The sequence below is a fragment of the Paenibacillus sp. EKM212P genome, from assembly GCF_011066115.1.
Classification (GTDB): Bacteria; Bacillota; Bacilli; order Paenibacillales; family Paenibacillaceae; genus Paenibacillus; species Paenibacillus polymyxa_B.
The window spans coordinates 41,503-67,072 of sequence record NZ_JAAMNR010000012.1; the positions used below are offsets into that span (position 1 = coordinate 41,503).

Sequence of the window (25,570 nt, forward strand, 5' to 3'; positions counted from 1 at the left end):
ATGTATCTAGCTTCATGCCGCAATAGCATAACTGAATTTGATTATGGCATATCCTCAACTATATGAATAATATTTAATATATATTAGAGGTATAGGTTTTACATATATCAGTACCGGAGGTCCATAATGATGGAATTGAGACATCTCAAGTATTTTTTGGCGATTGCAGAGGCCGGACAGATTACAGCGGCAGCCAAAAAGCTGCAAATCGCGCAGCCTCCCTTAAGTCAACAGCTCATGCAGCTGGAGGAAGAGCTTGGTGTAAAGCTCGTGCATCGAGGCTCACGAAGCATCCAATTGACGGAGGCCGGCATCATTTTACAGAACAGGGCCAAGCAGATTTTGGAGCTGACAGATGCCACGACAAGAGAGATAAACGATTTTGCCATGGGGATGAAAGGTACGCTCACCATTGGAACGGTCTCCTCCTCTGGGGCAACGCTGATGAAAGACAGGCTTTCCGAATTTCATAAAACCTATGCGGGTGTAAAATTTGAAATTCATGAGGGAAATACGTTCATGATTCTCGATCTTTTGAACAAAGGAATTGTCGAGGTCGGTATCGTCAGAACCCCTTTTAATACTACCGATTTAGGGTGTAGATATGCGTCCACTGAGCCGATGATAGCAGTGATGACAGAAGAATATGACTGGAACCCCGAACAGAAGACCATTTCATTGTCTGAGTTGAAGGACAGGCCACTCATCGTATATCGCCGCTTTGAACATTTGATCCACGATACCTGTATGAAGCATGGCTTTGAGCCAAATTTCTTTTGCAAAAACGACGATGCTCGCACCACGCTTCACTGGGCTAATGAAGGGCTGGGGATCGGTATGATTTCGCGGTCTGCGTTGTCACTCGGAAGCAATAACCAGTTAATCGTTAAGGAAATTATGTGTGAGGAATTGCATACGCGTGTGGCGGCTGTCTGGCTGAAGGATAAATACTTGTCTTCTCTAGCCTCTCGATTCATCGAAAGTTTTAGCCAAGCCTCCGATGGAGCTGACTTAAGGTAGCTGAATTTTTTGGATGAAAGCATCTTTTTGTAAAAACTCATTTGAATTGCAATCGGGAACTGGATATAGTAGTACAGTAGGATAGCAATAGAATGGAGTTTGAATACATGCCACATAATGCAAAGGTCCGAATCCGTCTTCATAGTCACCATGACGGAGAAGATGTGGTACAGGAACTTCCCGGAGAAGCGATCGTGCGTGGGAAGCATCTATATATAAGGTACGATGAGCCGCAAGAAAGTCCTGAGGGCGGTACGACACGGAACACAGTCAAAATCGGATCGGATGAGCTAAAGCTGATTCGTCACGGTGAGGTACAATCAGAGCAGTCGTTTGCGCTGGGACGCAGGTTGCCTGGATTTTACCGCTCGCCTTATTTAAACCTGAACATGTCTGCGCATACGCAGAAGCTCGATATTCGGATGGATGGTTTCACCGGACATGTGAGCTGGACCTATGATCTGTACGTATTTGAGGATTTCTCGGGGCATTTTGCCATCAGTTTGCATATACAGGAGGAGCAATAATCATGACAAGCAATCCACTGGAACTTATTAATCAAAAGGTGACTTCAGCAATCGAAGCGGCAGTGCTGGCTACCGGAATCGTGAGCCGCGAAGAGCTGCCGACCATTACGCTGGAGGTGCCAAAGGACAAGTCACACGGTGATTTGGCTACCAACGCTGCGATGCAGCTCACCCGCATTGCAAAGAAGAACCCACGGCAAATCGCTGAAGATTTGATCGCGAATATGGATTTAGCTTCCGCTTCTATTGAAAGTGCGGAAATCGCTGGACCGGGCTTTATTAACTTTCGCCTGAACAAGAGCTACCTGTATGCAGTCATTGGACAAGTGCAGGAGCAGGGGGCAGATTACGGGCGTATACAGGAAGGTGCAGGCAAAAAGGTACAAATCGAGTTTGTCAGCGCCAATCCGACAGGTAGCCTTCACTTAGGTCATGCACGTGGTGCAGCCGTAGGGGATGCTCTCTGCAACGTGCTTGATTTTGCCGGATACAAAGTAACTCGTGAATACTACATTAATGATGCGGGCAACCAGATTTACAACATGAGCCGCTCTATTGAAGCGCGTTATTTGCAGGAGCTCGGACAGCCTGCGGAGATGCCGGAGGATGGTTACCATGGTGAGGATATCATCGGGTTTGCCAAGGAACTGGTGGCCGAAAAGGGCGATTCTCTGTTGTCCATGGAACCGGGAGATCGCGCAGCTTATTTTCGTGACTACGGTCTGGAAAAGGAACTGAACAAGATCAAGCGCGATCTGGAGCTGTTCCGTGTACCTTTTGACTCCTGGTTCAGCGAAACGTCGCTGTATGAAAACGGTGAAGTGCTTAAAGCGCTGAATGAGTTGCGTGACCGTGAGGAGATTTACGAGAAGGACGGAGCTACATGGCTGAATACGACCAAGTACGGCGACGATAAAGACCGTGTCTTGATCAAAAATGACGGTACATATACGTACCTGACCCCAGATATCGCTTACCATCGCGATAAATATGCTCGTGGGTATGACACGATCATCAACATCTGGGGAGCGGATCACCACGGCTACATTCCACGGATGAAGGCAGCAATGGAAGCACTGGGCAATGATCCAGATAAGCTTAAAGTGCTGATTGCCCAAATGGTCAGCTTGTTCCAAAATGGGGAAAAAGTAAAAATGTCCAAACGTACCGGCAAGGCCGTGACGATGGAAGATCTGATGGAAGAAGTGGGTGTAGACGCGATCCGTTACTTCTTCACTATGCGCAGCATGGATTCGCATCTGGATTTTGACATGGATTTGGCGATTTCGACCTCCAATGAGAATCCGGTATTCTACGTACAATATGCACACGCACGTGCATGCAGCGTATATCGTCAAGCCGAAGAGCAAGGTATTGCTGTGCTGCCGTTGGCAGAAGTTGACTTGTCCAAGCTGACGGCTGAACATGAATACGATCTGCTCCGCAAAATCGGCGAGCTGCCGGAAGAAGTATCGGTAGCGGCTGCAAACTTTGCACCACACCGTATGATTCGCTATGTCTACGAGCTGGCTTCATTGTTCCACAGCTACTATAAGGCAGAGCGCGTTATCACAGAGGATGCCGCTCAAACGCAGGCACGCTTGGCGTTGTTTGGTGCGGTGCGCACGACCATTGCCAACGTACTGAAGCTGGTGGGCGTGTCTGCACCAGAACGTATGTAAGCAAACAACTTTAACGTAATGACCTTGTAGTCATATAATTAATAATAAAAGGAACCGTTCGTATCACCCTCAACAGGGTGGCGCTTCGGTTCCTTTTTATGTTGGATTAGCTTAGTAGCGTTCCAGTACCAAATTCGTTTTCAGGGAATCGGCGGGAACCAGCCATCCTTTGGATTGCAGCAGGTTCATCAGCTTGGTGCGGTTGCTGGCAGCAACACTGTAATCCGTGGTTTTGAAGGAGATTTCGATAATAGAATCTGTACCTGATCCGTTTGCGCTGCGAATAGGCCATATTTCAACGTCAGTATCCAATCCCTGAAAGCTACCCTCGTATTTACTGACCTGTACAGGACCGCGTACTCTGGAGTCTGCCAAGGTTTGTTTGCCCCAATTGCTATTTTTCCAGTTTTGCAGCTTGCCCGGAAGATTATCCTGCAATTGCTTTAATGCTTGATCTGGGGAAGGCAGAGCCAATCCTTTGGAGGCGTTTGTTTTTTTATCATTGGAAAAGCTTAGTGTTTGCTTGCTGTATCCCCAATCCACCTCAGCCTCATAATTATCATCAGATGCGCTGAACCCTTCTTTATTCGCTTGGGTGAGCGCCGCGTCGATATTTCCATTTGTGACCGTATAGCGCTTTTTGTAGGTTAATTCATAATTTTTTTTGTCCTCTTTTTTGCGAAATCTCACGTTCCAGCCCTCGTCATTCAATTGCAATGAATTTGTATCAAAATACTCGACGCTCAATCGTTGTGCATCGTTGCTAATTTGAAACTCGTTCACGATGCCACTTTTTAATGAGCCATCCGCATTGAGGACCTGAGCCGTATCCAGTAGCAGCTTCACCTCATAGCTTGGTGTGGCATTGGCGGCGGCTTGCACTGGTTCTACTCCTTTCCATCCTGTTACGAGCAGCACTGCACTCAGAGTTACTACTGACATCAATTTAGTGATACGAAGGCCTGTATTCATTTCATCCTCTCCTGTTCGTCTGAATAGGTTACACGCTACACTTTACGGGTGTATTGTCAGTCGTATGTCAAAGCAAGAGGGTACTCCGGTTAAAAAATTACATAATTTCTATATGACAGGTAAGATTTAATCTTGGTTCCATGATAAATATTCGGTGAATCTGTGAATGAGCGCCGAGCGATGGCGGTCTTTGTTGCTGACCATATAGATGTACCGCTCAACAGACTGCCCCGGAATAGGTCTTACAACCAGTAAGCCCCGCTCAACCTCTGACTGAACGGCAATGCGAGAGACAAAGGAGATGTGTTCTCCCAGCATAACCGCCTGTTTGATGGCTTCCAATGAATCCAGCTCCAGATAGGAAGGAAGCCGCCGACTCCCACGTTCCAGCCATTTGTCGGTCACATGGCGTGTGCTGGATTCCTTGCCATGTAATACGAAGGAGGAAGAAGCGATCAGCTCGGGCGTCAAATCGGTTTCGTTGGCGAGCGGATGAGTGGGTGAGCAGATGAGCATCAGTTCATCTTCGCCCAAAGATTCGGAGAGTAGCGTTGGGGATTGAAACGGCTCTGCCGAAATGATGCCAAGGTCAATTTCGTGGCGAGCGAGCATGTCCTTGATCACGGGCGCTGTTTTCACGGACAAGGCGATGTGAATGCCCGGATGCTCACGGGCAAAGCGGTGCAGCACAGCAGGAAGCAGGTAGGTAGCGGGTACATAGCTTGCGCCAATACGTATACTTCCCCGCTGGAGCGTATCGAACTCGCGGACGACTCGCTCAGCTTCAGCAGCCAGTGCATTAATTTTAGTGGCATAGTGCAGCAACGCATTTCCAGCATCCGTCAGGATGATTTTGCCCATACGTGTGTCAAACAGCTTTACTCCGAATTCACGCTCCAGATTCTTCATATGAAAAGTAACGGTTGGTTGCTTTAGGCCAAGAAGCTCGGCGACCGTGGTAATTTTATGGTGCTTATTCAGCAGCTCTACAATATGTAACTTTAGAAGACTTAAGTTCACTTAGAATGCCTCGCTTTCAGGTTAATCGAACAATCATGCCTATTTCTTTGGGGAGCAGCATCAATCCCCTCTATATAGATTAAATCTATGAGTGTTAACACAATTCATTGAAATAATTAATTTTGTTTTAACTTTCCAATAACACAGGTTGCGAATTCAAGTTTTACACTGGGGTCAGTCAGAAGAACAGGCAGGTAATGCGATGAATCAGGATCTATATATTCACGGATTAAGTAAAACCTTCAGCCAAATAACCGCGCTGCATGAGACGAATCTGGTAGTACGACGGGGCAAATTCACAACACTGCTCGGACCGTCCGGCTGTGGGAAAACAACGCTCTTGCGCTTGATTGCTGGTCTAGAGATACCGGATACCGGCACAATCACGATGGGAGAGGAAATTCTTTTTTCGGCAGAACGCAAAAAGGATATTCCCGCCCATCTCCGCCACTTTGGCATGGTCTTTCAGGATTTCGCGTTGTGGCCGCATATGACGGTGTTTGAAAATGTGGCCTTCGGCCTGCGTGCGGGCAAGCGTGGGAAAGGGTTCGCCAGCGCTCGAGACAAGGAACTGCGGACAGTGGTGCTGGAGGCGCTCGACATGGTCAGATTGTCAGGGATGGAGGATCGGTATCCTCATCAGCTGTCTGGTGGTCAGCAGCAGCGGGTTGCCTTTGCAAGAGCGGTTGCTATCCGGCCTCGACTTGTTTTGTTCGACGAGCCACTCAGTGCGCTGGATGCGGTGCTACGGGAGGAGATGCGCATTGAGATGCTATCGCTTGTGCGCGATCTGGGGCTGACCGCCCTATATGTCACCCATGATCAGATCGAGGCTATGTCCATGTCTGATGAAGTAGTTGTTATGAAAAGTGGACATATTTTGCAGACCGGAACACCAGAGGTGATCTACGGTTGCCCAGCTCATCCAGAGGTAGCGAGGTTTATTGGCAAATCCAACTGGCTGGAGTCGGAACGGACACTATTTCGTCCTGAACATGTCCGTTGGGAACAGGAGCAAGCGGATCAGCACGCTTTTACAGTAGAGATCCTGCATGTCAGCTATGTCGGCGATCGTTATGAAATTCGTATACTAGCCGAGAACGGTGAGCAATGGACTGCATATCACTCCACCCGCTTGCCGATTGGCGAAAAAATGCACATTTGGGTATCACCGCAACACATCCACCAACTTGAAGCATAAGGAAAAGGGGTATATATAAGATGATGAATAGGCATGTTTTTCGTACAGGATGGAAAAAAGGGACGATGCTCGCATTAACCTTGACTTTTGGACTCGCTGTGGCGGGTTGCGGAACAGCAACGCCAACCAAGGATGGGGCGCCAGCTAATGGATCAGCAGGACAAGCGGAGGCGGCATCCACCGATCAGAAGTTGGTGGTCTACAGCGCAGGCCCGGATGGACTGGCGAAAAAGCTGATAGCAGGATATGAGGCGCAGAGCGGAGTGAAGGTAGAGTTGTTCCAGGGAACGACAGGAAAAATTTTGGCCCGTATGGAAGCCGAGAAGACGAATCCGGTAGCGGACGTGGTTGTGCTGGCATCGCTTCCGTCTGTACAAGGCTTGAAAAAGGAAGGACTAACACTGCCTTATCCGGATGCCAAGAATGCAGACAAGCTAAATCCAGACTGGTCCGATAAGGAAGGCAACTACTTCAGTACCAGTGCTTCTGCTCTGGGCATTGCGTATAACACGAATCTGGTGAAAACACCACCAACTTCATGGACTGATTTGACAAAGCCTGAGTACAAGGATCAGGTTAACATCCCCGACCCATCCCTGTCCGGCTCAGCGTTGGATTTTATGACAGGCTATCTGAGCGCCAAGGGCGATGGAGGCTGGACGTTGTTCGAGCAGTACAAGGCTAACGGTGTTGCTATGGCTGGTGCCAATCAGGAAGCGCTGGACCCCGTGATTACCGGAGCTAAAGGTGTAGTCGTCGCTGCGGTCGATTACATGACCTACAAGGCTAAAGCCAAAGGTGAGCCGATTGATATCGTCTATCCGACAGAGGGGACAGTCATCAGCCCACGTCCTGCCGCAATTCTCAAGTCAACGCAGCATGAGCAGAATGCGAAGGCATTCATTGACTATCTGTTGTCGGACGAGGCACAGAAACTAGTAGCAGATGCCTCCTTACTCCCGGGCCGCACGGATATCAAAGCTGACAAGCGTGCCAACCTGGACGAGATCCCATTGCTGAAGACCAATTGGGAATGGATGGGCGAGCACGGATCAGACGTGACGGAGAAGTTCACGCAAATGTTCAAGTAAGCCGATGGGAGGCTTATCCGTTAAACACATCAGAGCGTGGTGTCTGACGCTGGCTCTGATCGCGCTTCTTTTCCTGATTGTGATGCCGTTGCTACAAATCTTTATCCAAAGTGTGTATGTTGATGGAAAATTCCAATGGGATGCGCCTTTTCGAACGTTAGCTGCTTCACCATTTGCAGGCGTGCTATTCAGTTCAATTTGGCTTGGCATCTGCGTGATTGCAGGAACGACGGTACTTGCACTTCCGCTAGCCTGGATCATGTCCAATACTCGCCTTGCACACTGGCGCTGGCTGGATGTCGTGCTGCTGATTCCGTTTATGACCCCGCCCTATATCGGGTCCATGGGCTGGATTCTGTTTATGCAAAAAAACGGATATCTGGAGCAATTGTTCCCGGGTCTACATTTCTTAACGGCGTCCTTCTTCAGCCTTGGTGGCATGGTGATGATCATGAGCCTGCATCTGTTTCCATTTCTGTACCTGCTGCTGCGCGGGGCGCTGGTGAGGATTGGCGGGAGCCTGGAAGAGGCGGGAGCCGTAATGGGCGGCGGCTTTCTGTACAGGTTCCGTCGAATCATTTTACCGCTACTGCTATCAGCTTACGGAATGGGCGCGTTGCTCATTTTCGTTAAAACGATTGCCGAGTTTGGTACCCCTGCTACCTTTGGGCGACGTATCGGGTATGAGGTCATGACTTCGGAAATCCACAAGTATATTTCCAGTTGGCCTATAGACTTTGGCAAAGCGACGTCAATGGCCTCGGTGCTGTTAACCGCCTGCCTGCTCATGTGGTATGCACAGTCGGTGATCAACCGAAAGTTTACGTACAGGCTGGTAGGTGGTAAAGGTTCGCGTCCGTCCCGTCTTCGTATATCCGGCTGGACTACGGGACTGAGTGTTGCATTCATTCTATTGTTGCTCATTGCGTCCATTGGCATTCCTTATTTTTCAATTCTTTCAGCCTCAACAATGAAGCTGAGGGGAATGGGCCTTGCCTGGGATAATTTGACGCTCGACTCTTACAAGGAACTGCTGTCTTGGGGATCAGAGAGCATGGAGGCGCTCCAGAACAGCGTATTTCTCTCTTTGGGCGCTTCGACGCTTGCTGTGGTACTGGGCACTTGGTTTGCGCTTGTCATTGGCGGCTCACGCACGAGAATCCAACGGACAGTTGATGCATTCAGCTTGCTTCCGAATACGGTGCCGGGAATTGTTATGGTGGTTGGCCTGATTTTATGGTGGAATTCGCCGTGGATGCCGATCCCATTGTATAACACATACGGCATGGTCATTCTGACGTATGTTATCTTGTTTGTTCCTTATACGGTGCAGTATGTCAAAAGCGCCTTTACACAGGTGGACACGGGTCTTTTTCAGGCGGGACAGGTATTTGGCGGACGACCGTCTTACATATTCCGCCGGATTGTACTGCCGCTGATTGTACCGGGAATGCTCGCTGGTTGGATGATGACATTTACGATCGCTTCACGCGAGCTGGTAGGATCGTTGCTGATTTTGCCGCCATCCGTTCAGACGTCTGCAACCTACATATTTGCACAATTTGAGCAGGGACAGGTGTCACTTGGGATGGCGATGGCCGTCATATCGGTCGGAATGACCACACTGCTGCTGATCTTAATCGAAAGCTTAAACTCGCAAAGAAAGTGGAAATGATCATGACCAAGCTTAGGATTTGGGGAGGAGCGGGCGAACATGGCCGCTCCTGCTATGTTTTTGAAGGAACGCAGCATCGCGTCATGCTGGATTGTGGCGTGAAAAAGGAAGGAACCGGACAATATCCGGTTTTTCCGCCGCAAAATGCGGAGAGACTGACCACTGTATTGCTGTCACATGCACATGAGGATCATTCCATGGCGCTCCCCTTACTGTACAAGTATGGATACCAGGGGGAGGTCTGGACGACCAAGGCCACCGCTGAGCAGTTAGGCTCCTATTTTCGCTCCTGGCATACTTATGTTGAATCGAGAGGAGCCGACTTGCCATACGACGAACAGGATATCCAATCCATTGCTTATCGCTATCTAGAAGATGAAGCGCCAGCAGGAGAATGGCTTGAGGCTTGTCCGGGTGTGAGAATCATGTGGGGACGCAGTGGACATTTGGCTGGTGCAGTGTGGTATGTGGTAGAAATGGAAGGGAAGCGGTTGTTTTTTTCTGGAGATTACAGCCGCGAATCTGAACTTCTTGCTGCCGATGCGCCAGACTTGGGTGTTGGGGAGGGGCTGCATGACCTACCTGAATGGAAGTCAGAGCCCAATCTAGCGGACATATCCATTATAGACAATGCCTATGGCATGGATATAGACCCGCAGCCTGTTAAGCTGGAGCGGCTGAGGGTCGAGATGGAGCGGATATTATGGTCTGGAGGTCATGTGTTATTGCCGGTGCCTGCCTTTGGTAGAGGACAGGACATGATCGTATGGGCTAGCGAGCAATTCCCTGAACAGGCAATGATTGTAGAGCATGACATATGGCAGGGATTGAAACAGTTAAACCGCTGGAAAGAATGGCTGCGTCCAGAAGCCCCGGCGCGAATAAAACATGTGCTAAACAGTGACAGGGTCTTCGTGCCTCGTGATGCTGCGGAACGAGTGAGTCTGCTGGAACAGAACCCAACGGTTATTATCATAACAAGAGACGGCATGATGGATTCCCCACAGGCGCGTTGGTACTATCAGTATCTTTCGGATAACCGCAACATGGGGGAGGGTGAAGATAGCGGAGAAAGCATTAGCAACAGTGTTATATTGACCGGACATGCTCCACAGGGTTCTTTTGGCAAACATCTGTTGGAACGTGCGGATGAAAATAACAACTGTGTAGCTCGGCATTTGATTTATAAGGTGCATCAGGGATTATCAGATGTGCGGCAAATGCTGAAGGAGCTGCCTAGCAAACAGGTTGTACTCGTTCATGCGCCAAAGCTGCAGACCGACCTGGTACGAGATGAGTTGATAAGAGAAGGAAATAGTGGATGTGAAGGTCCTGCCAGAAAAGTTCACTCTCTGGAGCCGGGCGCTACACTAGAGGTTTAGCATCACAATATCATTCACTTTGTGCCCTCCTGCATCAATCGGAAGGCATCGACTTCTCCAAGTTTGGTCGAGATAGAGCTCCGTCCGGCGCTTTTACGCAGACGGAGCGGTGTGGCGGTACGCTTAAGCAACGCCTTGATTTCTCCAGGCCCCAGTTCCGGCCTCAGTGAAAGGAGAAGTGCGATGCTTCCGGTCACATGGGAAGTAGCCATAGAGGTACCGCTCATTTCGTGATGCTTGCCATGGATCCAGGAGGATGTGATCTTTTCGCCAGGTGCGTACACGTCTACAAATTGCCCCCGGTTGCTGAAAGGCGCGATGCGTCTGTATTTGTCGGTAGCCCCCACTGAAATCGTCTGAGAATAGCGGGCTGGATAGTCAATACTTCGGCGCTTGCCCTCATTTCCCGAGGACGCTACAATCACAATGCCGTTATGATATGCTTTATTCACCATATCAAGTAGTGCCTTGCTGCGCGACTTCATACCAAAGCTCATATTGATGATATCGACACGATTTAATACACACCAGTCGATACCAAGGATGATATCGGAGACGTAGGCGGCTCCATTATGATCAAATGCTTTTACGGGATGAATTAAAGCCCGTGGTGCTACGCCGACCATACCTTCGTCATAGTTGGACGCCGCGATAGTTCCAGCAATATGAGTACCATGGCCGTTATCATCATAGGGTAGCATGGTTCGGTTAAGCAAATTAATACCTCTGGCGAGAGAATGACGAAGATCAGGATGTTGAAAATCCGCTCCTGTGTCGATCACACCGATTCTGACCCGATTCCCTGTCGAGGAAGGCCAAGCCTTGTATGCACGTACCTGTTTGACTCCCCATGGCATGGAAAGGTTCTTTTCTGCTTTTGGTATATGAGCAGTTTCAGCGTGGACCTTCATGCGGGTATCTTCTTCAACGGTGACACCGTTGTGATATTTGCCCAGCCTGTCTCCCCCTGAAAGCGGAGCGATTAAAGCACGGATTAGTCGGGCCGGTTGTACTTGCCGTAATCCCGCAAGCTCGGGTTTCAGCTTCCTGAGATAGGACAGGCATTCCCGGTATTGGTGAGGCTTATCGAACGTGATGATCTGTTTGTTCCGTCCACTGCCGGACGGCTCCGAAATACCCTCATGCAAACGCTGCAAAAAATCCGGATAGTCCATTTGAGACGGTCCCCCTCCGATGAGCCATGCTGAGGTATTGTATGAGCAAGCGTCAACTGCGGCATGGGAAACCTGCCCCTTTTTTATGGAAATAGGCCTGCTTGTCGTGTCAAAGTGGCTGTGGACACATACGATACATGGAGGGCATAAGCTCTTGTGCAACAACTTTGGGGGGTTCTCCCGGAGCGGGTACAGTCGAAGACGGGGGGGACCCCGTCTTTTTATATATGCCGTCTTGTTTAGAGGGATATTCCTGGAAATTATGACGATACCCATCTTTAACTTGCAATTTGCTTCCAAATAGGTTTTACTTAGTTTTGATAATGGATATGTTAGTATTGCATGTATCGTGTATGCTCTGAAACATGTTCTTGTGAATTACGTGTGAGAGGAAGTGTCCCTAGGTGAGTACCCCACTCAACTTGAAGATTGACCCGGAGAAAGTCCACGAGACTCCAATGGTGGATTTGGCATTTATGGTATTGAAAGCAGCCAATACTCCGTATTATTACCGTGACCTGATGAAGGAAGTCGCCAAATTGCGTGGCTTTTCCGACGAAGAAATTAATGACGTTATTGCTCAGCTATATACTGAAATCAACATTGACGGGCGTTTTGCCTGTGTCGGTACGAATCTGTGGGGCTTGAAACGTTGGTATCCGGTAGATAAATCCGAAGATGCCCTGACAGGCGCCAAGCGTCCTCGTATTATTAACGACGAAGACGATGACGACGAAGATGACTATCATGAGGAAGAAGAAACATACAACTCTGATGACGACTTCGATGCAGATAGCGAAGACGAGGATGGCGAAGATGAGCTGTTCGACGGAGAAGAAGATGATGATGATAGTGATGAAGACGTAGTTATAGACGATGAAGACCTCAGTGATGAGGAAGATTCAGAAGATGAAAACGACGATGAGTCGACGGAAGACGACGATTCGCTTCGTTAGGAACAGGCTGCAAGGGGAGATGCGTTCTCCCCTTTTTCATGACCGTTTTCTTGAAAACCTCTTCTGATTTAAAGCTTTCAGGTGGATTCTCTCCAATCTGGTTCAATGGACAAATTAACACGGATAACTTCCTTGACAGCGGATTGGACACGGGGTAAACTATTGCTTGGGCTTATGATTGATTCACTTATATGTTTGCTTTTTGTATAAAAGTGCCCCGTACTACGGGAGTGCTTTTTTGTTTTTTATAGGGGTGTTTTCACTCATGAAAGAGGGCTAAGGGCGGCGGACATGGAAAATGATTCCGCTGCCTTCTTCATGGATGATAATCCGTGCAAACGGGTTACGATAACATCATAATGTCGCCTGAATTTTGCATCTTATCTAGGAGGGTTTTGAACAGTGACAAAGTATATTTTTGTGACAGGCGGGGTTGTGTCTTCCTTGGGCAAAGGGATTACGGCAGCTTCACTAGGGAGGCTTTTGAAGAACAGGGGACTGAAGGTAACGATCCAAAAATTTGATCCTTACCTGAATGTCGATCCGGGTACGATGAGTCCTTACCAGCACGGTGAAGTGTTTGTAACGGATGATGGTGCGGAAACGGACCTTGACTTGGGACACTATGAGCGCTTTATTGATATTAATCTGTCCAAGAACAGCAATGTCACAACAGGCAAGGTATATTCCAGCGTAATCAGCAAAGAGCGTCGCGGAGAATATTTGGGCGGTACGGTGCAGGTTATCCCTCATATTACGAACGAAATCAAGGAACGCGTGTATCGTGCAGGCCGTGAAGCAGGTTCGGACGTAATTATTACAGAAATCGGCGGTACTGTGGGTGATATTGAAAGCTTGCCATTTTTGGAAGCTATTCGTCAGCTCAAAAGCGAAGTTGGGCGCGAGAATGTGATGTACATTCACGTAACGCTCATTCCTTATATTAAAGCTGCTGGTGAGGTTAAAACTAAACCAACTCAGCACAGTGTAAAAGAACTGCGCAGTATCGGTATCCAACCGAATGTCATTGTTTGCCGTACAGAGCATGAACTGTCCTCCGATATGAAGGCTAAAATTGCATTGTTCTGCGATATTGATGCGAATGCAGTGGTAGAATGCCGCGATGCTTCAACCCTCTACGAGGTTCCGTTGAACCTGCGTGAAGAAGGCTTGGACGAAATCGTAGTTAACCACCTCAAGCTGACAACACCTGCACCAGATATGACCGAATGGGAAGGGTTAGTTGATCGAATCAGCAAGCTGGATAAAACGGTTGAGATTGCCATTGTTGGTAAATATGTTGCGTTACATGATGCGTACTTAAGTGTGGTTGAATCGCTTTCCCACGCTGGATTTGATGCGAATGCAGACGTAAAAATTCGTTGGGTGAACGCTGAAGAAGTGACGGACGAGAACGTAGCTGACATGCTGGGCGGCATTGGCGGCATTCTCGTACCGGGTGGCTTCGGCGATCGCGGAATTGAAGGCAAAATTAGTACCATTCGTTATGCACGGGAGCAAAAAATTCCGTTCTTCGGCATTTGTCTGGGTATGCAGGTATCTGTCATTGAGGTTGCCCGTTCCCTGGCTGGTCTCGAAGGAGCCAACAGCTCGGAAATTAACCCGGCTACTGATTATCCTGTCATCGATTTGCTTCCTGACCAAAAAGACATCGAAGATTTGGGCGGTACGATGCGTCTTGGCTTGTATCCATGCAAACTGGTGGAAGGTTCCCTGGCTTCGGCTTGCTACAACGACGAGCTGGTGTACGAAAGACACCGTCATCGGTACGAATTCAATAACGAATATCGTGAAGTTATTGAAAAAGCGGGTCTTCGTATTTCCGGTACTTCACCGGATGGACGCTTGGTGGAAATTGTGGAGCTCCCTGAGCATCCGTGGTTCCTGGCGGTACAATTCCATCCAGAATTTACTTCCCGTCCGAATCGTCCACAGCCTTTGTTCCGTGAATTTGTAAAGGCAGCATTGCAGCTTCAAGGTTAATGCTATGGCTTGTAAGACCTCCTCAGGGAGGTCTTTTTTTATCCCATGCTTCCTGATTATGAAAGAATATTCCACAATTATGTATAAGAGCAGGATTTTCTTTTTGCAGGAGCGAATATAGTTTTAGGTATGGGACGGATATTGTACGTCATCGGACGCTGTTATGGCAATAGCTGCATGATCCTCGTTTTAAGATCTTAGGAGGTTAAAACATTGGAAAAGAAGAAAGTATTAATCGTCGATGACCAGAATGGAATACGGATTTTACTGATGGAAGTGTTCGGAAGTGAGGGTTATGAGACCTTTCAGGCGGCGAACGGGAAAATTGCACTTGAAATTGTTGAGAAGGAACCACCTGATCTGGTTCTGCTCGATATGAAAATTCCAGGTATGGACGGACTCGAAATTCTGAAGCATCTAAAAACCATGAATCCTGATATCAAGGTTATTATGATGACAGCATATGGAGAACTGGACATGATTAAAGAGGCGACGGAGCTAGGTGCGCTAATGCATTTTACCAAGCCCTTTGATATTGACGAAATGCGGATCGCTGTGAACAAGCAACTCAGAGGTGATTAGGTGAGTCACTATGGTTGAGAACTCTGTTAACACAACAGGGTTTTTTGTTTGTGATTATGGGAAATACTGAAAGTAAATCCTCTCCTTATACAATTCTATGGAAAAACGGCGTCCTAACGTGATTTTTGTATGTGTTGATATGCAAAAGCTTGTTTAGTATTTAACATGGGTTGTGGTATAATAAGCCCGTATGTGATGTCGGCTAAAATATAGACAAACCCAAACACCTTTAGGAGGACTGTAACCATGCCATTGGTATCTATGAAAGACATGTTGAACAAAGCACTCGAAGGAAAATATGCAGTAGGTCAATACAACATTAATAACCTGGAGTGGACTCAAGCTATTTTGGGCGCTGCTGAAGAAGAAAAATCCCCAGTAATCTTGGGCGTTTCTGAAGGCGCAGCACGTCACATGGGCGGATTCTACACTGTTGTTAAAATGGTAGAAGGTCTTATTCATGACATGAAAATCACCGTTCCAGTTGCGATCCATTTGGACCACGGTTCCAGCTTTGAAAAATGTAAAGAAGCTATCGACGCTGGTTTCACATCCGTTATGATTGACGATTCCCACAGCCCGATCGACACAAACATTGCTACAACGAAAAAAGTGGTTGAATATGCTCATTCCAAAGGCGTTTCTGTTGAAGCTGAAGTTGGAATGGTTGGCGGTCAAGAGGATGATGTTGTCGGCGACGTAATGTACGCTAAGCTGGACGACTGTCTGCGTATCGTTAACGAAACAGGTATCGATACACTGGCACCTGCACTGGGTTCCGTACACGGACCTTACAAAGGCGAGCCAAACCTCGGATTCAAAGAAATGGAAGAGATCTGCAATGCAATCAAACTTCCACTCGTTCTGCACGGTGGTACTGGTATCCCAACACATGACATTAAAAAAGCAATCTCTTTGGGAACTTCCAAAATCAATGTAAACACTGAGAACCAAATCGTATTTGCGAAAGTGGTTCGTGAAGTGCTTGCTGAGAAACCGGATGCTTATGACCCACGTACATTCATCGCTCCAGGTCGTGAAGCGATTAAACAAACCGTTATCGGTAAAATTCGTGAGTTCGGTTCCAACAACAAAGCGTAATAATGAATCAAACTGGTCGTGCGTCTGCACAGGCTAGATGTATTTCTTAGTTGTAGCTGTAGTTCTGCTGCACAAAATATTTAAATCTGTACAGTTGAATAGTTTGGTATGGAAAGCACACCGCTTAGCCGGTGTCTTTCCATTTTCACCACTAAAAAAGTTAAAAGTTTATGATTTGAGATTATTGTTTGACCGACTGCAAAACACGTAGGGGGACCCTCAAGCTTATGGAAAAATTGATGATCACCGGTGGACGGCCGCTTCAAGGTACAGTTTCCATCAGCGGTGCCAAAAACAGTGCCATCGCCTTGATTCCCGCAGCCATTCTGGCAGAGTCGGAAGTCATTTTGGACAATTTGCCACTGTTGAGTGATGTGGCGGTGTATTCCGAAATACTGGAGGAACTTGGTGCAACGGTTACCTGGGAAGGTAGCCAGATGAAAATAGATCCTTCCTCCATTAAATCCATTCCTATGCCGAATGGGCCTGTTAAGAAATTACGAGCCTCTTATTATATGATGGGAGCCATGCTGGGCAGATTCAAGGAAGCGATCATCGGTTTGCCAGGAGGGTGCAATTTCGAACCCCGGCCCATTGATCAGCATATCAAAGGTTTCGAAGCGCTGGGTGCCACGGTTACGAACGAGCACGGCGCTATTCATTTGCACGCCAAAGAACTGCGCGGAACTAAGATTTATTTGGATGTTAGCAGCGTAGGCGCTACCATTAATATTATGCTGGCGGCTGCACGTGCCAAAGGCGCCACAATTATCGAAAATGCGGCTAAAGAGCCTGAGATTATAGATGTAGCAACTCTTTTAAACTCGATGGGGGCTATTATTAAAGGTGCCGGTACGGAAACGATTCGAATTGAAGGTGTGTCGGAGCTGCATGGCTGCCGTCATTCCATCATACCTGACCGTATACAAGCGGGCACATATATGATTGCTGCTGCGGCAACCCGTGGAAATGTATTGATTGACAATGTAATCCCCAAACATATGGAGGCTCTCACTGCAAAAATGCAGGAAATGGGCATCGGCATCGAGGAATATGATGAAAGTATTCGTGTACTGGGTGCACCTTCCTATGAACATGTCGACGTTAAAGCCTTGATATACCCCGGATTCGCTACAGATTTACAATCTCCCATGACCAGCTTGCTTACCCAAGCGCAGGGTGTCAGTGTATTGAGCGATTTTGTGTACAGCAATCGTTTTAAGCACGTCCCTGAGCTGGTGCGTATGGGGGCTAAAATTCGCGTAGAGGGTCGGTCTGCCATTATAGAGGGTGGTCAACTGAATGCAGCTAAAGTAAAAGCGGCAGATCTGCGCGCCGGAGCGGCCCTTGTCATTGCTGGACTTACAGTAAGCGAAGGTGTAACTGAGGTGACGGGTGTCGAGTACATTGACCGTGGTTATGATCACCTTGTTTCCAACCTGCGTCTTTTGGGCGCGGATGTATGGCGGCAGACTGAATAGTTAGACCATGCAATTTTTTCGAACTCCCGGAACGAAAGCGATAGAACGGGCAACACCTATGCAGCCGCTGCTTGATAAAAGATTGTGGTTCATACCTAACAATCTTTTATCGGAAAACCGGAATAATTCGGTATAATTCAGGCAGATGGCTGCATAACTTTATTTGTTTTGGTTAAAATTATGTTAATGGTGTTTATGATATCATTGTCTATCATTTAGATGTATGAATGGACTTAATAATTGAATAGGTGGTTATTATATGGATCTGCAAATTTCCGATCTGGAAGAAATGAAGCTGACCGACCTGTACAAGCTGGCCAAGCAATACCAGATCCCGTACTACGGAACGCTCAAAAAGAAAGAATTAATATTCGCGATCCTGCGCGCACAAGCTGAGAAGAGCGGATTGATGTTTATGCAGGGGGTTCTGGAAATCCTTCCCGAAGGTTACGGCTTTCTGAGGCCGATCAATTATCTCCCGAGTACCGAAGATATTTACATCTCTGCTTCACAAATCCGCAAGTTTGACTTGAGAACGGGCGATCTTGTTTCTGGTAAATGCCGAACGCCAAAAGAGAATGAACGATATTTTGGATTGCTTCAAGTTAACGCCGTCAATGGAAGAAGTCCTGAGCAAGCTGCTGAGCGGCTACATTTTCCTGCACTGACTCCACTGTATCCGCAAACCAAATTAGTCCTTGAAACTTCCCCCAACCATTTGTCTACGAGAATTATGGATGTACTGGCCCCTGTCGGACTTGGACAGCGCGGACTCATTGTAGCACCTCCCAAAGCTGGGAAGACGCTTCTCCTCAAAGAAATTGCCAATAGCATTTCTACTAACAATCCCGAGATCGAGCTTTTTGTCTTGTTGATTGATGAACGCCCCGAAGAAGTGACCGACATGCAGCGTTCTGTTAAAGGTGAAGTTGTGGCCTCTACATTTGACGAACTTCCTGAAAATCACATTAAAGTGGCAGAACTCGTGTTGGAGCGTGCGCTGCGTCTCGTAGAACATAAAAAGGATGTTGTCATCCTGTTGGATAGCATCACACGTTTGGCTCGTGCGTACAATCTCGTTATCCCTCCTTCTGGTCGTACTTTGAGCGGGGGTATTGATCCGGCGGCATTTCACCGTCCAAAACGCTTTTTTGGTGCGGCTCGGAATGTGGAGGAAGGCGGTAGCTTGACGATTCTTGCTACAGCGCTGATTGATACAGGATCACGCATGGACGATATCATTTATGAAGAGTTTAAAGGTACAGGCAACATGGAGTTGCATTTGGACCGCAAGCTGGCAGAACGTCGTATCTTTCCTGCGATTGATATTCGTCGTTCCGGCACACGCCGTGAGGAAGTGTTGTTGAACAAGGAAGAATTGGATACCATCTGGGCCATTCGTAAAAACATGACGGAAAGCCATGATTTTGTGGAAGGCTTCCTCAAAAAGCTGCGTAATAGCAAAACTAATGCTGAGTTTTTGGCTTCGTTTGATTTGACGGCACCTTCCTCCGGTAGCTCGCAAAGCAGTTCTGGTGGGCAACAACGGAGAACTGCGCGTTCTGCCACAGCGTCAGTCCCGGCCACAACCAACTAAAACCCATTCATGTATTTTATCTGTTCCGTAAGTACACAGTCGTTACCATTCATTTTGTTTTTGTTAATGGCGTAGGCTTAACGGAGCGAAAGGAGCTCCATAATGTATTTGGTGTATGCCGACGAAAAAGGCAATGTATATGATCATGCTTCTTTGTATGGGCTTGCCCGTAGTGCAGACATGATTGTTGAAATCATGGAGGATGAGCTTATTCCGTTACCGGAAGGAGCTACATTGGTAAGCCTGCCCAGCACTCGCCCGGTCGGTATGAACCCTGAAACAGGGGAAATGGTTTCTCTTCCCGGAGATATGCAAGCAGTAGGGGCTTTATTGCCGCAAGGGTTTACGCGCTTGTGCCTACCTGGATATGTGAAGACCGATAAGGAGTACAAACTTCCCTTGTTCGGTTATTCGGCTGTAGTCTGGAAAGACGGGGCATTTTATGTAACGGCAGAGCAGAGTGACAGTCCATCCAAGTGGAATCCGGAAAACTGTGACCGTCATCAAGTTAAACTGGGTGTTCAGCGGATGACGGAGCAATATCCCGAAAATAGGCTGTACCAACATTTGTCTAACTGTGCGCTGGGCTACGAATGTCTTACTTCCTCGAACACATTCCTGAATCGCTGGGAAGGGGGAGTTCCGGTATCCTATTCGTGTAATGCGGGTTGCTTTGGCTGTATATCTGAACAGCCGGATGACAGTGGCTTTGTATCTCCGCAGACAAGAATGAACTTCCGTCCCCGTGTCGAAGAAATTGTAGAAGTTATGCTGGAACATTTGAAGACACCGGAGTCCATTATCAGTTTTGGCCAGGGTTGCGAAGGTGAGCCTTCCACACAAGCCAAACTGATTATTGATTCGATCAAAGAGGTGCGCTCCATTACCGATATGGGATACATCAATATCAATACGAATGCGGGATTGAGCGATCATATCCGGGGAATCGTGGATGCGGGTCTTGATCTGATGCGCGTTAGTACCATTAGTGCACTGGACGATCACTACAATGCGTATTACAAGCCGCGCGGCTACACGTTGGCTAATGTGGAAAAATCACTTCGTTATGCTTCTGAGCAGGGAGTATATACGTCGATTAACTATTTGATTTTTCCGGGTGTAACAGACCGAGAGGAAGAAATTGAGGCAATGATTGAATTTGCCAAACGTACTAAGCTCAAGCTGATTCAAATGCGTAACTTGAATATCGATCCTGAAAGCTATCTGGAGTTGATTCCGCCTGCTCAAGGTGAGATTCTTGGCATGAAGCAAATGCTTGAGATTTATCGTGAGGAACTGCCTGATGTAGTCATCGGTTCTTACACTCATGTACCGCCACAAGGGCTGGCACGTCCCAAATTTGCCAGGGCCTAAAATGATCAATAGCAACTTGAAACTCACCTATTTTACGCCATCATTGAATGCGGAAAAGAGTTGTTGAAACGCTCATATTCAAGTGCTATAATGTGAACATGTGTTCATACAACTCTGGACTGATAGGACGTTCAGGGCGGAAAGAGGTGAAAGTTCAATGCAACAAGCTATTCAACCAAAATTTAACGTAACTACTGTCACTTGTGCTTGCGGAAATTCGTTTGAAACGGGTTCTGTGAAAGGATCTCTGCGTGTAGAGATTTGTTCCGCCTGCCACCCATTCTTCACAGGCAAGCAGAAATTTATTGATGCTGGTGGACGTGTGGATCGTTTCAAAAAGAAATACGGTATCTAATGGATTACCGCAGGTTATAAAGTTATTAGAGCCTTCTGCAACTTGCAGAGGGCTCTTTTTGTAATAATGTGTATTTGCTTTTTATGCGGCCTTAAGATATACTTATTTTCACCGTGCTAGATGGGGAGGTAGCGGTGCCCTGTAACTCGCAATCCGCTATAGCGAGGTTGAATTCCTGTTAGAGGTGTTGTTGATGTGAGGCTGGTCCCTGCGCACAATGTTGACGGCTGGGTCCTCCGCAATGAGTACTTGTGAACCTGGTCAGGTCCGGAAGGAAGCAGCCATAAGCAAGCCCACTCTTGTGCCGGAGGGTTGCCTAGCCCGAGTTGTTGTTCAGGATTGCCGCTCGGATCACAACGATCAATAACAGGTGCACGGTATATATTAGTAATTAGAACATCTTGGCAATCATTGCGAAGATGTTTTTTTGCGTTTTATAAATTGGAAGGTGTCTGGTTTAGATTCGGACGGGAGTATAGTATAATGAAGTGACCATGAATGGTCATGAAAGTGAATGGGAAAGAGGGTAACGCGCATTGGAACATATAGCGTTGTACCGTGCTTGGCGGCCGCAGGCTTTCAAGGACATGGTAGGACAACAGCATATTATCCAGACATTGCAGAATGCCATCCGCGAAAATCGCACGTCCCATGCCTACCTGTTCAGCGGTCCACGAGGAACAGGTAAGACGAGTGCGGCCAAAATTTTGGCCAAGGCTATCAACTGTGAGCATGGACCTGCGCCGGAACCTTGCAACGAATGCGAAGCCTGTAAACGGATCACGGCCGGAGCGGTCATGGATGTACAGGAGATTGATGCAGCCTCCAACCGGGGCGTTGAAGAGATTCGTGATTTGCGCGATAAAGTCAAATATGCGCCCACAGAAGTGCGGCACAAGGTTTATATCATTGATGAAGTGCACATGCTGACGACGGAAGCGTTCAATGCGCTGCTCAAGACACTAGAAGAGCCGCCGCCACACGTGATGTTCATATTGGCTACGACTGAACCACATCGGATTCCGGCGACAATTATTTCGCGTTGTCAGCGGTTTGACTTCCGGCGGGTATCGCTGGAAGAACAGACGGAGCGGCTTGACCTGATATGTCAACAGGAGAACATACAGGCTGATTCAGATGCACTGCAGTACATTGCGCGTCTTTCAGATGGCGGGATGCGAGATGCAGTTAGCGTTTTGGACCAGATATCCTCGTTTACAGATGGTCGGGTTACTTATCAGCAGGTGCTGGATATGACGGGAGGTATTGCGTCCGAGCAATTCGGTAAGCTTGCCTTGGCATTGCTGAAAGAAGATGTGGGCACGGTGCTCCAAATGATCGAGAACTTTATGCAGGAAGGTAAAAGTGCGGATAAGTGCATGGAGAATCTTCTGTACTATTTCCGAGACCTGCTAATGATCAAGATGGTGCCTCAGGCAACCAAAATGACGGAGCGAGTGCTAGATCCAGAGCGATTTAAGGAAGTGGCAGATGCTTTTACCAAGGAGCAGCTCTTTGCGATGATTGACACCCTTAATCGTTATCAGAGCGAGATGAAGTATGCTGTTCAGCCGCAAACTTTGTTTGAGGTAGCTCTGTTGAAACTATGCAGTATTCCGGGGGAAGCAGGAGCTGTTGTTCAGCCGGCCGCACAGCGCTCTGGTGCTGCAGCTGAGCAGGAAGATGTGGTAATGTTGAAGCGCCAGCTTGCTGAGTTGGAAAAGAAACTGGAGCGCGCGCTGCAAGGTGGATTGGGCGCTGGAGCTGGACAGGAAGCATCGTCGGGCGGCCGTCAGGCTTCCGGGGGTCGTGCCCCTGCTCCGCGGATTTCAGCGCCGGCCAAACTCCCCTCTCAGTTGGATCGCTATATCGCTGAGAAGTCGAGCGAAGCATTCGCAGCAGCGGGGCGTAAGTGGAGTCAGATTTTACAAGGGGTAAAAGAGGCGAAGGTTACGGTTCATGCCTGGTTTATGGACGGTGAGCCAGTTTCTGTGTTAGAGGACAGTGTACTGGTCGCATTTAAGAACAATATTCATCGTGAAACTACCGAAAAGCCTGCCAATAAGCAGGTCATCGAGAAAGTATTGCATGAGCAGTTGGGTCATCCTTATCGTTTAGTAACGATGATGCAAAAGGATTGGAATGCTGCGATTGAAGGAGTTTCCGACCAGCCTGCCGAAGAATTGCAACTGGAGCCGGAGCATGATACGCCGGGAAAGTCCAAGGAGCCATGGATTGATGAAGCTATTCAACTTTTCGGGGAAGATCTGGTAGTCATTAAAGATTAAATCAAGTGTCTAGATGTATACTTCATTAAAGGAGATGATTGAAATGAACAATATGAACCAAATGATGAAGCAAGTGAAGAAAATGCAGGAACAAATGCTGAAAGCCCAAGAGGAACTTGGCGGAAAAGTAATCGAAGGTACTTCTGGCGGCGGTGTTGTGACGGTGGAGGTAAATGGACATAAAAAAGTGTTGTCCATCACGATCAAACCGGAAGCCGTAGATCCTGATGATGTAGAAATGCTGCAAGATCTTGTGCTGACTGCAGTCAATGATGCTTTGTCCAAAGCAGATGAACTGGCTAATGATGATATGGGTAAATTTACAGGCGGCATGAAAATTCCGGGCTTGTTCTAGTCTGCTGCATAAAGGAGAAACGCGCTATTGTACTATCCGGAGCCGATTGCAAAGCTAATTGATGCTTTTACGCGCCTGCCGGGAGTAGGGCCGAAGACGGCTGCCCGGTTGGCCTTTCACGTACTGAAAATGAAGGAAGATGATGTGATTGACTTTGCCAAGGCGCTGGTCAATGTAAAACGCAATCTGCACTTCTGTTCAGTCTGCGGCAACATTACGGATACGGACCCTTGTCGGATCTGTCAGGATAAGACGAGGGATGCTTCCGTCATTTGTGTTGTTCAGGATTCCAAGGATTTGGTGGCTATGGAGCGTACCAAGGAGTTTAATGGTTTTTACCATGTGCTTCACGGGGCGATATCTCCTATGGAGGGAATTGGTCCTGAGGATATCAAACTCAAGGAATTGCTGAATAGACTCAGTGATGAACGCGTCAAGGAGCTGATTTTAGCTACGAATCCGAACATTGAAGGAGAGGCCACGGCCATGTACATTTCTCGGCTAGTGCGTCCTTTTGAAATCAAGGTTACTCGTATTGCTCACGGATTGCCAGTGGGTGGAGATTTGGAGTATGCTGACGAGGTTACCCTGTCCAAAGCGTTGGAAGGCCGTAGAGAGCTCAATTAATTAGGTGTATTTATACGTTGTAAATAGGGAGTCTGGAATGTCCTTAGGTATTCTCGACTCACTTGGGGGAGCCGCTATGGCTCCTTTTTTATTTGCGGTGATAGATGGCAGTATAGATCGTTCCTGGTTCTAAGTTTGTCCTTTGTTCAATAAGTATGAATAAGGTAATCTTGCAGACTGTGCACATAATTCAGCTTGTGAGGAGGATGAACGGATGTGGGAACGGATGAAACAAAATTTCCGTCGTCAGGAGAATGGCAAATCAGAAGCGGAGTATCGGCAGGAGTTGTTTGCCCAGATTCGGGCTTCGCATGCGGAATGGTTAAGAGCGCATCGTTTATTTCATGAAGCAACGGGTAAAGATGAGATCGACTACGCTATATTTGTTCTAGAAGCTGCAGAACGTAAATATCAGATACATTTAAAAAGTGCGAAACAGCAAGGCCTGCATCGTTTCCATCTGCCTGCAGATGAACCGGGGTATGCCAATGATACGGATCGTGTTCACAAGCGGAGAGCTGAATGAAAGGGGCGGTCTGGCTAGTTCTGATTGCCTGTGTCGGGATGCTACTATTTCTAATCTTAAAAAAACGTTTGGGTATCGGCTGGCTTGTAGTATTCGGGGCGCATATGGGCCTGGCAGCCATCGCATTGTATGTTATCAATTATTCAGGGTGGATTACGCAGGTGTACATCCCGATCAATCCAGTGACAATGGGGGCGGTAACGATATTAGGTTTGCCTGGGATTGTCCTTTTACTGGGATTGAAAATAGTATTATTCGGACAGGCTATATGAAAACTTAAATGTTATTGTTTTCTATTTTCAAAATATAGTTGACGGCGAATTCAAAAATGTGATACATTAATTCTCGGCCCTTAAAGCCCGAGGATTTTTTTGTGAGAACAACATTTAAATGAAATTAAAAAATAATTTTAAAAAAGTGTTGACTTAAATCCCGAATGTGTGTTATATTAATCAAGTCGCCGCTGAGATGCGGTGGTGAAACAAAGTAAGACATAATGCAGGTTTGATCTTTGAAAACTGAACAACGAGTGAGTAAAACGATTTTGTTCGCAAAATCAAACAAGAGATATTTTATCTC

General features: G+C 47.5%; 23 protein-coding genes and 1 other RNA gene. 21 read left to right on the forward strand and 3 right to left on the reverse strand.

Annotated elements, in window-relative coordinates:
• The first annotated feature begins 129 nt into the window (after nucleotides 1-129).
• The 3 genes from G9G54_RS23430 to argS all read left to right on the forward strand — a co-directional run bounded on the left by G9G54_RS23430 (nucleotide 130) and on the right by argS (nucleotide 3,229).
• A complete protein-coding gene (locus G9G54_RS23430) occupies nucleotides 130-1,020 on the forward strand; it encodes a LysR family transcriptional regulator (protein WP_165179806.1) in 891 nt (296 codons plus the stop codon).
• A 92-nt stretch (nucleotides 1,021-1,112) separates the two neighbouring features.
• Nucleotides 1,113-1,547 carry a DUF1934 domain-containing protein gene (locus G9G54_RS23435; protein WP_081112515.1) on the forward strand — a complete coding sequence of 145 codons (435 nt, stop codon included), beginning with the start codon at nucleotides 1,113-1,115 and terminating at the stop codon, nucleotides 1,545-1,547.
• 2 nt (nucleotides 1,548-1,549) lie between these two features.
• Nucleotides 1,550-3,229, forward strand: a complete 1,680-nt coding sequence (argS, locus tag G9G54_RS23440) for an arginine--tRNA ligase (protein ID WP_028542578.1) — start codon at nucleotides 1,550-1,552, stop codon at nucleotides 3,227-3,229.
• Between the two features lie 111 nt (nucleotides 3,230-3,340).
• On the opposite strand, the gene G9G54_RS23445 is transcribed toward argS, so the two are convergent.
• Both G9G54_RS23445 and G9G54_RS23450 read right to left on the reverse strand, forming a co-directional pair.
• The gene (locus G9G54_RS23445) at nucleotides 3,341-4,201 is read right to left on the reverse strand and encodes a hypothetical protein (RefSeq protein ID WP_165179794.1); all 861 of its coding nucleotides are present in this window, start codon (nucleotides 4,199-4,201) and stop codon (nucleotides 3,341-3,343) included.
• Between the two features lie 126 nt (nucleotides 4,202-4,327).
• Nucleotides 4,328-5,221: a LysR family transcriptional regulator gene (locus G9G54_RS23450; RefSeq protein WP_076295928.1), complete on the reverse strand. Its 894-nt coding sequence runs from the start codon at nucleotides 5,219-5,221 to the stop codon at nucleotides 4,328-4,330.
• Nucleotides 5,222-5,423: 202 nt separating this feature from the next.
• Between G9G54_RS23450 and G9G54_RS23455 the strand changes: the two genes are divergently transcribed.
• From G9G54_RS23455 to G9G54_RS23470, 4 genes are read left to right on the forward strand one after another with little or no spacing between them, the layout of a single operon-like run.
• Entirely contained in the window at nucleotides 5,424-6,422 is a 999-nt protein-coding gene (locus G9G54_RS23455) for an ABC transporter ATP-binding protein (RefSeq protein ID WP_165179795.1), read from the forward strand.
• Nucleotides 6,423-6,442: 20 nt separating this feature from the next.
• On the forward strand, nucleotides 6,443-7,513 hold the full coding sequence (locus tag G9G54_RS23460; protein WP_165179796.1) for an ABC transporter substrate-binding protein: 1,071 nt from the start codon (nucleotides 6,443-6,445) through the stop codon (nucleotides 7,511-7,513).
• A 4-nt stretch (nucleotides 7,514-7,517) separates the two neighbouring features.
• The gene (locus G9G54_RS23465) at nucleotides 7,518-9,188 is read left to right on the forward strand and encodes an ABC transporter permease (RefSeq protein WP_165179797.1); all 1,671 of its coding nucleotides are present in this window, start codon (nucleotides 7,518-7,520) and stop codon (nucleotides 9,186-9,188) included.
• The gene (locus tag G9G54_RS23470; protein WP_165179798.1) at nucleotides 9,185-10,570 is read left to right on the forward strand and encodes an MBL fold metallo-hydrolase; all 1,386 of its coding nucleotides are present in this window, start codon (nucleotides 9,185-9,187) and stop codon (nucleotides 10,568-10,570) included. Before G9G54_RS23465 ends, G9G54_RS23470 begins: the two co-directional genes overlap by 4 nt.
• A 14-nt stretch (nucleotides 10,571-10,584) precedes the next feature.
• Here the strand turns inward: G9G54_RS23470 and G9G54_RS23475 are convergent, their stop codons facing one another.
• Nucleotides 10,585-11,745, reverse strand: coding sequence for a S8 family peptidase (locus tag G9G54_RS23475; RefSeq protein WP_165179799.1), 1,161 nt, complete (start codon nucleotides 11,743-11,745; stop codon nucleotides 10,585-10,587).
• 404 nt (nucleotides 11,746-12,149) lie between these two features.
• On the opposite strand from G9G54_RS23475, the gene rpoE reads away from it, so the two are divergent.
• The 14 genes from rpoE (at nucleotide 12,150) to G9G54_RS23545 (ending at nucleotide 25,263) form a co-directional block, all read left to right on the forward strand.
• Nucleotides 12,150-12,701, forward strand: a complete 552-nt coding sequence (gene rpoE, locus G9G54_RS23480) for a DNA-directed RNA polymerase subunit delta (protein ID WP_013308216.1) — start codon at nucleotides 12,150-12,152, stop codon at nucleotides 12,699-12,701.
• Nucleotides 12,702-13,103: 402 nt separating this feature from the next.
• Entirely contained in the window at nucleotides 13,104-14,705 is a 1,602-nt protein-coding gene (locus G9G54_RS23485; protein WP_013368772.1) for a CTP synthase, read from the forward strand.
• A 213-nt stretch (nucleotides 14,706-14,918) separates the two neighbouring features.
• Complete coding sequence (locus tag G9G54_RS23490) at nucleotides 14,919-15,287, forward strand: response regulator (RefSeq protein WP_013308218.1); 369 nt, start codon at nucleotides 14,919-14,921, stop codon at nucleotides 15,285-15,287.
• Nucleotides 15,288-15,533: 246 nt separating this feature from the next.
• Nucleotides 15,534-16,388, forward strand: coding sequence for a class II fructose-1,6-bisphosphate aldolase (gene fba, locus G9G54_RS23495; RefSeq protein ID WP_013308219.1), 855 nt, complete (start codon nucleotides 15,534-15,536; stop codon nucleotides 16,386-16,388).
• A 227-nt stretch (nucleotides 16,389-16,615) separates the two neighbouring features.
• Nucleotides 16,616-17,869 carry a UDP-N-acetylglucosamine 1-carboxyvinyltransferase gene (locus tag G9G54_RS23500; protein WP_013308220.1) on the forward strand — a complete coding sequence of 418 codons (1,254 nt, stop codon included), beginning with the start codon at nucleotides 16,616-16,618 and terminating at the stop codon, nucleotides 17,867-17,869.
• A 259-nt stretch (nucleotides 17,870-18,128) separates the two neighbouring features.
• On the forward strand, nucleotides 18,129-19,466 hold the full coding sequence (rho, locus tag G9G54_RS23505) for a transcription termination factor Rho (protein ID WP_061831799.1): 1,338 nt from the start codon (nucleotides 18,129-18,131) through the stop codon (nucleotides 19,464-19,466).
• Nucleotides 19,467-19,568: 102 nt separating this feature from the next.
• A complete protein-coding gene (locus G9G54_RS23510; RefSeq protein ID WP_165179800.1) occupies nucleotides 19,569-20,840 on the forward strand; it encodes a radical SAM protein in 1,272 nt (423 codons plus the stop codon).
• A 157-nt stretch (nucleotides 20,841-20,997) separates the two neighbouring features.
• On the forward strand, nucleotides 20,998-21,195 hold the full coding sequence (rpmE, locus tag G9G54_RS23515; RefSeq protein WP_165179801.1) for a 50S ribosomal protein L31: 198 nt from the start codon (nucleotides 20,998-21,000) through the stop codon (nucleotides 21,193-21,195).
• A 111-nt stretch (nucleotides 21,196-21,306) separates the two neighbouring features.
• An RNA gene (ffs, locus tag G9G54_RS23520) (signal recognition particle sRNA large type) lies at nucleotides 21,307-21,573 on the forward strand.
• A gap of 158 nt (nucleotides 21,574-21,731) precedes the next feature.
• On the forward strand, nucleotides 21,732-23,483 hold the full coding sequence (dnaX, locus tag G9G54_RS23525) for a DNA polymerase III subunit gamma/tau (protein WP_134904825.1): 1,752 nt from the start codon (nucleotides 21,732-21,734) through the stop codon (nucleotides 23,481-23,483).
• Between the two features lie 43 nt (nucleotides 23,484-23,526).
• Nucleotides 23,527-23,838, forward strand: coding sequence for a YbaB/EbfC family nucleoid-associated protein (locus G9G54_RS23530; RefSeq protein ID WP_013308226.1), 312 nt, complete (start codon nucleotides 23,527-23,529; stop codon nucleotides 23,836-23,838).
• Nucleotides 23,839-23,865: 27 nt separating this feature from the next.
• Nucleotides 23,866-24,465 (forward strand): recombination mediator RecR, encoded by a 600-nt coding sequence (gene recR, locus G9G54_RS23535; RefSeq protein ID WP_103050204.1) that lies wholly within the window; start codon nucleotides 23,866-23,868, stop codon nucleotides 24,463-24,465.
• Nucleotides 24,466-24,679: 214 nt separating this feature from the next.
• Nucleotides 24,680-24,991: a DUF2508 family protein gene (locus G9G54_RS23540; RefSeq protein WP_025676300.1), complete on the forward strand. Its 312-nt coding sequence runs from the start codon at nucleotides 24,680-24,682 to the stop codon at nucleotides 24,989-24,991.
• Nucleotides 24,988-25,263 (forward strand): pro-sigmaK processing inhibitor BofA family protein, encoded by a 276-nt coding sequence (locus G9G54_RS23545; protein ID WP_025719099.1) that lies wholly within the window; start codon nucleotides 24,988-24,990, stop codon nucleotides 25,261-25,263. Before G9G54_RS23540 ends, G9G54_RS23545 begins: the two co-directional genes overlap by 4 nt.
• Nucleotides 25,264-25,570: the final 307 nt, after the last annotated feature.

Coding starts and splice junctions, on each gene's coding strand:
- G9G54_RS23445 (WP_165179794.1), bottom strand. CDS start 4,201: ATGAATACAGGCCTTCGTATCACTAAATTGATGTCAGTAGTAACTCTG.
- rpmE (WP_165179801.1), top strand. CDS start 20,998: ATGCAACAAGCTATTCAACCAAAATTTAACGTAACTACTGTCACTTGT.
- G9G54_RS23545 (WP_025719099.1), top strand. CDS start 24,988: ATGAAAGGGGCGGTCTGGCTAGTTCTGATTGCCTGTGTCGGGATGCTA.
- G9G54_RS23470 (WP_165179798.1), top strand. CDS start 9,185: ATGATCATGACCAAGCTTAGGATTTGGGGAGGAGCGGGCGAACATGGC.
- argS (WP_028542578.1), top strand. CDS start 1,550: ATGACAAGCAATCCACTGGAACTTATTAATCAAAAGGTGACTTCAGCA.
- G9G54_RS23530 (WP_013308226.1), top strand. CDS start 23,527: ATGAACAATATGAACCAAATGATGAAGCAAGTGAAGAAAATGCAGGAA.
- G9G54_RS23465 (WP_165179797.1), top strand. CDS start 7,518: ATGGGAGGCTTATCCGTTAAACACATCAGAGCGTGGTGTCTGACGCTG.
- rho (WP_061831799.1), top strand. CDS start 18,129: ATGGATCTGCAAATTTCCGATCTGGAAGAAATGAAGCTGACCGACCTG.
- G9G54_RS23430 (WP_165179806.1), top strand. CDS start 130: ATGGAATTGAGACATCTCAAGTATTTTTTGGCGATTGCAGAGGCCGGA.
- G9G54_RS23435 (WP_081112515.1), top strand. CDS start 1,113: ATGGAGTTTGAATACATGCCACATAATGCAAAGGTCCGAATCCGTCTT.
- fba (WP_013308219.1), top strand. CDS start 15,534: ATGCCATTGGTATCTATGAAAGACATGTTGAACAAAGCACTCGAAGGA.
- G9G54_RS23460 (WP_165179796.1), top strand. CDS start 6,443: ATGATGAATAGGCATGTTTTTCGTACAGGATGGAAAAAAGGGACGATG.
- G9G54_RS23500 (WP_013308220.1), top strand. CDS start 16,616: ATGGAAAAATTGATGATCACCGGTGGACGGCCGCTTCAAGGTACAGTT.
- G9G54_RS23510 (WP_165179800.1), top strand. CDS start 19,569: ATGTATTTGGTGTATGCCGACGAAAAAGGCAATGTATATGATCATGCT.
- G9G54_RS23475 (WP_165179799.1), bottom strand. CDS start 11,745: ATGGACTATCCGGATTTTTTGCAGCGTTTGCATGAGGGTATTTCGGAG.
- G9G54_RS23455 (WP_165179795.1), top strand. CDS start 5,424: ATGAATCAGGATCTATATATTCACGGATTAAGTAAAACCTTCAGCCAA.
- G9G54_RS23540 (WP_025676300.1), top strand. CDS start 24,680: ATGTGGGAACGGATGAAACAAAATTTCCGTCGTCAGGAGAATGGCAAA.